The sequence below is a fragment of the [Clostridium] symbiosum ATCC 14940 genome, from assembly GCF_000466485.1.
Classification (GTDB): domain Bacteria; phylum Bacillota; class Clostridia; order Lachnospirales; family Lachnospiraceae; genus Otoolea; species Otoolea symbiosa.
Map to the genome: position 1 here is coordinate 30,115 of NZ_KE992875.1, position 8,320 is coordinate 38,434.

At 48.5% G+C, this 8,320-nt stretch carries 10 protein-coding genes; 3 read left to right on the forward strand and 7 right to left on the reverse strand.

Translation table 11 applies throughout. From position 1 onward, the window contains the following. Together CLOSYM_RS23400 and CLOSYM_RS23405 are read left to right on the forward strand one after the other, a co-directional pair. Positions 1-301: hypothetical protein (locus tag CLOSYM_RS23400; RefSeq protein ID WP_278245260.1), on the forward strand; the 301-nt coding region annotated here is incomplete at its 5' end. Continuing rightward, positions 298-804, forward strand: a complete 507-nt coding sequence (locus CLOSYM_RS23405) for a hypothetical protein (protein WP_081697060.1) — start codon at positions 298-300, stop codon at positions 802-804. The genes CLOSYM_RS23400 and CLOSYM_RS23405, both read left to right, overlap by 4 nt. Positions 805-1,076: 272 nt before the next feature. Here CLOSYM_RS23405 and CLOSYM_RS08410 read toward each other — a convergent pair whose 3' ends face one another. After that, on the reverse strand, positions 1,077-1,562 hold the full coding sequence (locus tag CLOSYM_RS08410) for a peptidylprolyl isomerase (RefSeq protein WP_003506843.1): 486 nt from the start codon (positions 1,560-1,562) through the stop codon (positions 1,077-1,079). Then, positions 1,525-1,665 carry a DUF6783 domain-containing protein gene (locus tag CLOSYM_RS24235; protein WP_350337137.1) on the reverse strand — a complete coding sequence of 47 codons (141 nt, stop codon included), beginning with the start codon at positions 1,663-1,665 and terminating at the stop codon, positions 1,525-1,527. Before CLOSYM_RS24235 ends, CLOSYM_RS08410 begins: the two co-directional genes overlap by 38 nt. Between CLOSYM_RS24235 and CLOSYM_RS24240 the strand changes: the two genes are divergently transcribed. Next, complete coding sequence (locus CLOSYM_RS24240; protein WP_408646412.1) at positions 1,655-1,735, forward strand: hypothetical protein; 81 nt, start codon at positions 1,655-1,657, stop codon at positions 1,733-1,735. The two genes, CLOSYM_RS24235 and CLOSYM_RS24240, sit on opposite strands and share 11 nt — an antisense overlap. A gap of 105 nt (positions 1,736-1,840) precedes the next feature. On the opposite strand, the gene CLOSYM_RS08415 is transcribed toward CLOSYM_RS24240, so the two are convergent. The 5 genes from CLOSYM_RS08415 to CLOSYM_RS08435 form a co-directional block, all read right to left on the reverse strand. Further along, a complete protein-coding gene (locus tag CLOSYM_RS08415; RefSeq protein ID WP_003506841.1) occupies positions 1,841-3,544 on the reverse strand; it encodes a peptide ABC transporter substrate-binding protein in 1,704 nt (567 codons plus the stop codon). Between the two features lie 220 nt (positions 3,545-3,764). Continuing rightward, positions 3,765-4,724, reverse strand: a complete 960-nt coding sequence (locus CLOSYM_RS08420; RefSeq protein WP_009296265.1) for an ABC transporter ATP-binding protein — start codon at positions 4,722-4,724, stop codon at positions 3,765-3,767. Beyond that, positions 4,721-5,740: an ABC transporter ATP-binding protein gene (locus CLOSYM_RS08425; protein WP_009296266.1), complete on the reverse strand. Its 1,020-nt coding sequence runs from the start codon at positions 5,738-5,740 to the stop codon at positions 4,721-4,723. Before CLOSYM_RS08425 ends, CLOSYM_RS08420 begins: the two co-directional genes overlap by 4 nt. A gap of 11 nt (positions 5,741-5,751) precedes the next feature. Next, complete coding sequence (locus CLOSYM_RS08430) at positions 5,752-6,903, reverse strand: ABC transporter permease (RefSeq protein ID WP_003506834.1); 1,152 nt, start codon at positions 6,901-6,903, stop codon at positions 5,752-5,754. Positions 6,904-6,918: 15 nt separating this feature from the next. After that, on the reverse strand, positions 6,919-7,836 hold the full coding sequence (locus tag CLOSYM_RS08435; protein ID WP_003506831.1) for an ABC transporter permease: 918 nt from the start codon (positions 7,834-7,836) through the stop codon (positions 6,919-6,921). Positions 7,837-8,320 lie beyond the last annotated feature (484 nt).

Genomic DNA, 8,320 nt, shown 5'->3' on the forward strand with positions numbered 1-8,320 from the left:
CAGGGCCTGCAAGGCGAACCGGGACCTCAGGGACCCGCTGGGCCTCAGGGCTTACAGGGTGAACCGGGACCTCAGGGTATACAGGGTGAAACCGGGCCGCAGGGACCCGCTGGGCCTCAGGGATTACAGGGAGAGCCCGGACCGCAGGGTATACAAGGTGAAACCGGTCCACAAGGGCCCGCCGGACCTCAGGGTATACAAGGAGAGCCCGGACCGCAGGGCACATTTGAGCCAGGTGATATTCTATTTTATGTTAATGGTAACGGGGGACCGATCCCCATCAGATTTGGTGAAGATTTGAATTTTATATCTCCCAATTTGGATATTTTCCTAAGCGATAATCCAGCAACCGTAAATATTAATGACGTCAAAGTGGCTGACGCTGCCTTCGGCGGACTCTATTCCAACATTGCCCAGTCATTTAATCTGTCTGACATCGGGCAGGTTGAACAGCTGCAACAGAATAATAACATGCCCTCATTCAATATCGGGCAAAGCCAAAATGAACTGCAGATCTTCCTTCCGGGCGAATATGAAATAAACTTTATGATTCGTATTGCCCCGGTTGCAACTCCGGGACAGACAATTTCTGCAGGCGTGCGTCAGAACGGAAGCTTTATTGAGTCCACCATGCAGTTTAGCACGCTTTCTACAACAAATTATACCGTCTTGCAGGGAAGCGTCATTGAATTTTTAAGCGGGCAGATAGATTTGGCGTTTCTGTCCACCGGAGCAGCAACGTTTGAGCTGGGAATGCTTACTAATGCTACACTGACAGTGGAACGGCTCACACCATTCCCGTAAGAAAAGAAGCGGCCTGGGCGTTTAATGTCCGCTAACTATGGTCTTACAAACCAATCAGGCCGCTTATCCCCAAAACAGGTGACAGATTAATCCGATAGGAAACCCATCGCCGCTTCTGCAAAACGTGAGAAATCACATTTTCGTTGAAGCGGCGGTGGTACGGTAACGCAGCCTGATGGTTTAACTGTATACATTACTTGGCGAAAGCCCCAGCAGCGTACCCGCCTATTTATTGATGCCGATGACCTGTGTGCGGAGCGTACAGGTTATCGTTACTCAATTCTCACAGAACTCATCACCGGCATTTCCACCGGCCTATTCCACGTTTCGGCCCCATGTGTCGGAAGCGCGGCTATCTGATCCAGAACATCAAACCCGGACACCATCTGCCCGAAGGCTGCGTAACGGCCGTCCAGCTTGTGCGCATCCTGGTGTACAACAAAGAACTGTGTTCCCGCCGTGTTATAACCGTCGTCGCGGGCCATGGAAATGGCTCCCCTTATATGAGGAATTGGGTTTGATACTCCGTTTTCCTCAAACTCCCCTTTAATATGCCAGTCGCTGTCCGTCATGATATCATTGTCCGGGGAACCTGCCTGAATTACGTAATCTTTCACAATCCGGCACCAGGCCAGACCGTCATAGAAACCGCTTTTCGCCGTATCCTCAAAGTTCTTTACTGTAAGAGGTGCATGCTCCGGATATAATTCAAATACCATCTCACCGAAGCCCTCTGTTGTAATAATACATCTCATCATTTTCCCTCCTGCTAGAACATGTTTGAAAACTGCTTTCCGTCAGATGTGCGTCACACTTTGTGGGAGATTGTTCCCCGAAGTGGGACGTGCAGATGGCGGGAATGAATTTTCAAACACGCTCCACTCCCGCTTTTATCACCTTTTCCGCCATCCGGAAAAAGACAGTTTTGTGAACCTTTTTCCTGTCCGTCAATCCAAGAAATGCGCAGCGTCTGCAACCGATTTTCATCACTGCTGCAGACGCTGCGCAATCTATTATTGTTGCCTGACGTTAATTTTTATTTTGCCATTACCTTTGCATTTTTAAAGTAAAGGTTAGAGGAAGATGTCATATATACACCCTTGATATAATCCTTTACCAGATAGTTATTAGATTTATAGTATAATGGCAATACTGCATACTCAGATGATGCGATATTATCGGCCTGTTTAACAAGTTCACCGAATTTGACCGGATCCTTTTCAACTTTAATCTGATCAACAATCGCATCATACTCTTTGTTGCTGTAATTTCCGTTATTCGTCACGTCATCTGTATACATTAATGGAAGGAAGCTCATAGGGTTAACATAGTCTGCGCTCCAGCCCATTGCTGCTACTTCATAGTTGCCTGACTGAACATCGCTGTAGAATACTGCCCAGTCAGCGGAACTTACTTCCACCTTAATGCCGAGATTCTGCTCTAACATTTCCTTGATTGCCTCAGCAATCTTCTTTACATTATCATCAGAATAGAAAGAAAGCTGTAAAGTTGGGAACCCCTCACCATCAGGATATCCTGCTTCTGCCAGCACTTTCTTTGCCTCTTCAGGATTAGCAGTGGAGGACAAGCCAAAATCTGAACGTCCGTCTGTCAAATCTTTACCGTCAACCACGTAACCAGGAGCGTAAAAACTATATGCTGGAACTGCATCCAACTGTGCTACATTATTAATAAGAGCATCACGATCAATTGCCAGACATAGCGCTTTTCTTACTAACGGATTATTATAAGGCTCTTTTTCACAGTTTATATTATAATAAACAGTTCCATAACTTGGCGCTGTGACAAGTCCCGCATTTTCAGCTTTCAGCCTTGCCATATCGCCGGACGGTACTGTTCTGACACCATCCACCTCATTATTTTCATAAGCAGTGAGAGCAGTTGATGTGTCAAGTATATAACGATATGTTAATTTCTCAAGCGTTACATTTCCAGCATCCCAGTAATTTTCATTTTTCTCAAGTATAAAACTCTCTCCCATGTTCATCTGGGTAATCTTAAATGGTCCATTACAAACATATGTTTCTGCTGAATTGGTCCACTTATCGCCGTTTGCTTCTACCGTAGCTTTCTGAACCGGGAAGTATACCCACATGCTTACTAAATCAACAAAGTATGGGCATGGAGCTTTTAAAGTATACTGAATTGTCTTTTCGTCCAGCGCCTTTACTCCCACATCTTCAGCTGAAGCTGTTCCGGCATAATATTCTTCTGCATTTACAACATAGTCGGAAATCATGTTAAGATACTGTGCAGTCGTCGATGGTGTCAAAACACGGAGTGCAGAATATACATAGTCATCTGCTGTTAAATCACTACCGTCACTCCATTTTAATCCGTCCCTTAAATGGAAGGTAAATTCGGTAAGATCATCATTCGACTCCCAAGATTCTGCATTACCCGGTACTACCTCTCCTTTTTCATTATAGGTCACAAGGCCTTCAAAACAATTTACCAGAAATGGCGTTGCAAACGAGTTGTTCGTAATTGTCGGATCGATTCCGTCCGGCTCATTGTTAAGTACAAACGTCATCTCCTGAACATCGGCCAGAGTATCTGCCGCCTCTGCCCCCTCCGTGGATGCCTCGCTTCCTGCCGCCTCCGTCGTCGCATCAGCGATTGTCTGAGGCTCTGTGGGCGTACTGCCGCCGCCGCAGCCTGAAAGCACGGTAGTGCATACAAGGCCGAGGGCTAAAAGCAGACTTACTTTCTTTTTCATAATATTTCTCCTCCTTTTTGGATTTTTATGTTTCAGGCGCACAGAGTATCTGTTGTTACTTTTCACGGCCCTGCTGAAAAACGCATTTTCGCGCCGTACAACTCGGGATTTTCATGCAAAATGCGCACGAAAACACCTCGCGGAATACAGGCCATGAATAGTAACTATCTGTTGCCTCTGCGCCGAAAAACCTGTTGGTGCGGTGCAGCCTCACCGCCGGTCAGTACAGATGACAGGCCACCATATGGCCGTTCCCCGCGTCTTTCATCTGCGGGACCGCCTCGCTGCAGGCCGGTTTCGCATAAGGACATCTGGTATGGAAACGGCAGCCGGAGGGAGGCTTTATCGGGCTTGGAATATCTCCCTCAATACTGCTCTTTTCCTTCATCTTCGCCAGCTTCGGATTGGCTATCGGAATACTCCCCAGCAGGCCTTTTGTATAGGGGTGCAGCGGATTTTTATAAATCTCGCCGGCTTCACATACCTCTACCAGCTGCCCCAGGTACATAACTCCCACATCATCGGATACATAGCGCACCATCGATAAATCATGGGCAATAAACAGGTAGGATACCCCTTTTTCCTCCTGGAAATCTTTCAGGAGATTGATGACCTGGGCCTGGATTGACACGTCCAGCGCGGAAATCGGTTCATCGCAGATAACCAGCTCCGGCTGCAATATCAGTGCCCTGGCTATGCCGACACGCTGTCTCTGTCCGCCTGAAAACTCATGTGCATAACGGTTGGCGTGTTCCTTGGTAAGTCCCACCCGCTCCAGCATCGGATAGACAAGCTCATTCGACTGATCCTTCCTTTTCACAACATTATGTGCCACCAGAGGCTCCGCTATGATGTCGCGCACCGTCATTCTGGCGTTCAGGGAAGCGTAAGGGTCCTGAAAAATCATCTGCATCTTTTTTCTGTATGGTTTGAGCTGTTTCTGGCTCAAATTCGTTATATCATCCCCGTCCAGAATGATCTGTCCGGAGGTGGGATCGTACATTCTGATAATCGTTCTGGCACAGCTTGACTTTCCGCAGCCCGACTCGCCGACAAGCCCCAGCGTCCTGCCCTTTTTGAGCGTCAGGCTCACATCGTCCACGGCATGCACCACCTGCCTGCGGCCTGCTTTAAAATGTTTTGTGAGGTTTCTGACCTCCAGTATATTCTGCTCACTCATGGCTTGCTCCTTAGTTTAAATGGATTATTTTCATCGGCCGGTGCATCCGGGGATAAAAGGAAACATCTGGAATAATGTCCCTCTCCCACTGCGCTGAATTCCGGCAACTCTACTGCGCACACGCTCCTCGCATAAGGACAGCGCGGTGCAAAAGGACAGCCCTTCGGCGGATTCGTCATATCCGGAGGTGAACCGGGTATTGGACTTAACCGCACCTCTTTGTTCTGTTCAATATCAGGTATCGAAGCCAGCAGCCCCATCGTATACGGATGGCTGGGATGCTCAAAAATATCTTCAATCGGCGCTTCCTCCATTACCAGGCCGCCGTACATAACAATAACACGGTCGCACAGCTCCGCCACAACGCCCAGGTCATGGGTAATGAAAATAATGCTGGTGCCGTACTCCTTTTCAAGCTCCCGCAACTGGCGCAGGATCTGATCCTGGATCGTCACGTCCAGGGCGGTGGTCGGCTCATCTGCGATCAGAAGCTCCGGCTTGTTGGCAAGGGCCATCGCGATCATGACACGCTGACGCATACCGCCTGAAAATTCATGAGGAAATGAGTGGTACCGTTTTTCCGGTTCCGGTATACGGACTCTGGAGAAAAGCTCCATCACCTCTTTTTTCAGTTCCTCCCTGCTCTTGTCGGGATGATGTTCCCGGATCATCTCCGACACCTGTTTTCCCACCGGAATCAGCGGATTCAATGAGGACATCGGATCCTGAAAAATCATGGCAATCTTCTCTCCCCTGATTTTCCGGATTTGTTTTTTGGACAGCTTCGTCAGGTCCTCCCCCTCAAACAGGATGGAGCCGTCCTTAATTCTGGCCGTATCTGCCAAAAGACGGAGTATGGACATGGAGGTAACGCTTTTTCCGCTACCGGACTCTCCCACGATTCCGAGAATCTCCCCCTTCCCCACAGAGAAGCTGACTCCGCGGACGGCCTGAACTTCACCGCCGCTGGTCATAAACGAAGTCTTCAAATTTTCTATTTTTAATATCGGTTCCATGTTCTCACTCCTTACTTTTTCAGTTTCGGGTCCAGCGCATCCCTCAGGCCGTCGCCTACAAAGTTGAAGGCAAACATGATAATACAGATGACAAGGGCCGGAATAAATAACTGGTGCGGACAGGAACGAAGATTTTCCGTCGCGTCGTTGCACATGGTTCCAAGGCTGGCTAACGGCGGTTTCAGGCCGATACCCAGATAGCTTAAGAATGCCTCCATGAAGATGGCGGACGGAATCAGCATTGTAACCGTTACCAGAATGGAGCCCATGGCATTGGGAATCAAATGTTCAAACAAAATCGTTTTCGTGGATGAGCCGATGGTTTTGGCCGCCAGGACAAATTCCTGCTCCTTGAGGCTTAACACCTGCCCCCGGACCACCCTGGCCATATCGACCCAGTACACGGTTCCCAGGGCAATGATGATACTCTGGATTCCCTGGCCCAGAAGGACCATAATCAGGATGACATACAGTGTAAGCGGAATCGTGCTGATAATATCCACAATACGCATCATTACCGTATCCACCATTCCTCCCGCATATCCTGATATACCGCCGAAGAGTATTCCAATCACCATATTGACGGCTGCCGCCACAAAGGCCACCATCAGAGATACTCTTGTGCCGTACATCAGTCGGGTCAGGATATCCCGTCCCAGGTTATCCGTGCCAAGCACATAGGATTTGTTCCAGATTTTAGCAGTCGGATAGATTGTCTTCGTCTCCGGATTGGCAATAACATAAGGTTTCTGCCCGTAATACAGGCCTATCTCAGTGCCGTTGCAGTCATAAATCGTCATTGACCGGTCCGACTCTTCCCGGACCTTCTTAAGCTGTACGCCGAGCTTGCCGTCCTTATCTACCTGGAGTACCTTCAGCGCCTGCGTGATGTAGAGATATCCGGAATTATCCGGTGTCTCAAACACCTTCATATAAGGAGGAATATTCACTACCTCCAGATTCTGGGTGGAATAACTGTATTTCGTAAACATCGGTCCTGCAATTGCAAAAAACAGCAGGAACAGAATAATGATAAAGCCTGCGATAGCGGTTGGTTTCCTGTGGAAGCGGTACCACACATCTCCGGCAAATGTTCTGTTTTTAGTCCAAATTTTCTCGCGGTCCTCATTGGAGGACTCAAGCATTTCCCATTTATTATCCATTACACATCCCCGTCCTTATTCGAATTTGATTCTTGGGTCAATCAGACAGTAGAAAATATCCACGATGAAAATCATCGCCATCAAAAATGTGGCGTAGAAAATGGTAACGCCCATGATCGTGGTATAATCTCTCACCTGCACGCTGTTGACAAAATGAACTCCCAGGCCAGGGATAGCAAAAATCTTCTCAATTACAAAGCTGCCTGTCATCAGGTTTGCCACAGTGGGTCCCAGTACGGTGATAACCGGGATCAGCGCATTCCTCATGGCGTGTTTCAGAACGACCTTCGTCTCCGAAAGCCCTTTCGCCCTGGCGGTGCGGATATAATCCTGTCCCATTACTTCCAGGAGACTGGAACGCATCAGCCGCGCCATATAGCTTAAAGAATATCCTCCCAGAGCGATAACGGGGAGAATATATCCCTTCCAGGTATCGACTCCGTAGGTCGGGAGCAGATTCAGCCGGAAGGAAAATATGTATATCAGAACGGAAGCAATGACAAAAGAAGGTATTGTAACGCCGATTGTGGCGACTGCCATCAGAACCATATCCTGCCACTTCCCGTTCTTCACTGCCGCCAGGATTCCCATCGGGACAGCGGCCAGCAGGACAAAAACAATCGTGATGCATCCAAGCTTTGCCGATACCGGGAAACCGTTGGTAATATAATCACTTACCTGTTTGCCGGTATACTTATAGGAAGGTCCTAAGTCACCATGCAGTATGTTGCCTAAATAATCAAAAAACTGTTCCGGCAGCGGTTTATCCAGATTATATTTTTCATTCAGTGCCTGCAGCACCTCCTCCGATACCTGACGGTCGCTGGTAAACGGCCCGCCGGGTACGGCGTGCATAATGGCAAAGGTCAGAAGCACTATCAGAAAGAGCGCAATCAGCATCATTCCAAGCCGTTTTAAAAAATATCGTACCATATCATTCCCTCACATCTGTCTTTTCTTACGGTTTCTTATCTGTCCGCCTTTAATCTCCATATGGCGTTCAAATGTCTCTGCTGGAAACACAAAAACCGTTATTTATGGTCGATTATAAGCCTTAGTGGCGCTTCTTGTCAATTGGTTTCTCACATCACCAGTTTAAAGTGGGGATTTAGTTAAGCTGGTGAGGACGCTGCCGGAACGGCCGGCGGACGGGGTGTGGAGTGGGTATATGAGTCTTTCGTCCCGGCGAAAAACTATCCTTGGGGCGGAGGGGAATATAGAATCTGCGGATGCCGTTGGAATCCATCGGTGCTTGACGAGGTGTTTTCGAGTCTAGCAGCCGCTATGCATTCCACAGAGTGGGAACATGCTCCGCAGACTCTATATTCCCCGCAGCCCCAGCCCACGATGCACTTCCCCCGGAACGAAAGACTCATAAAACCTCCCCCACCACCCCGTCCGCTGGCCGTACCGGCGG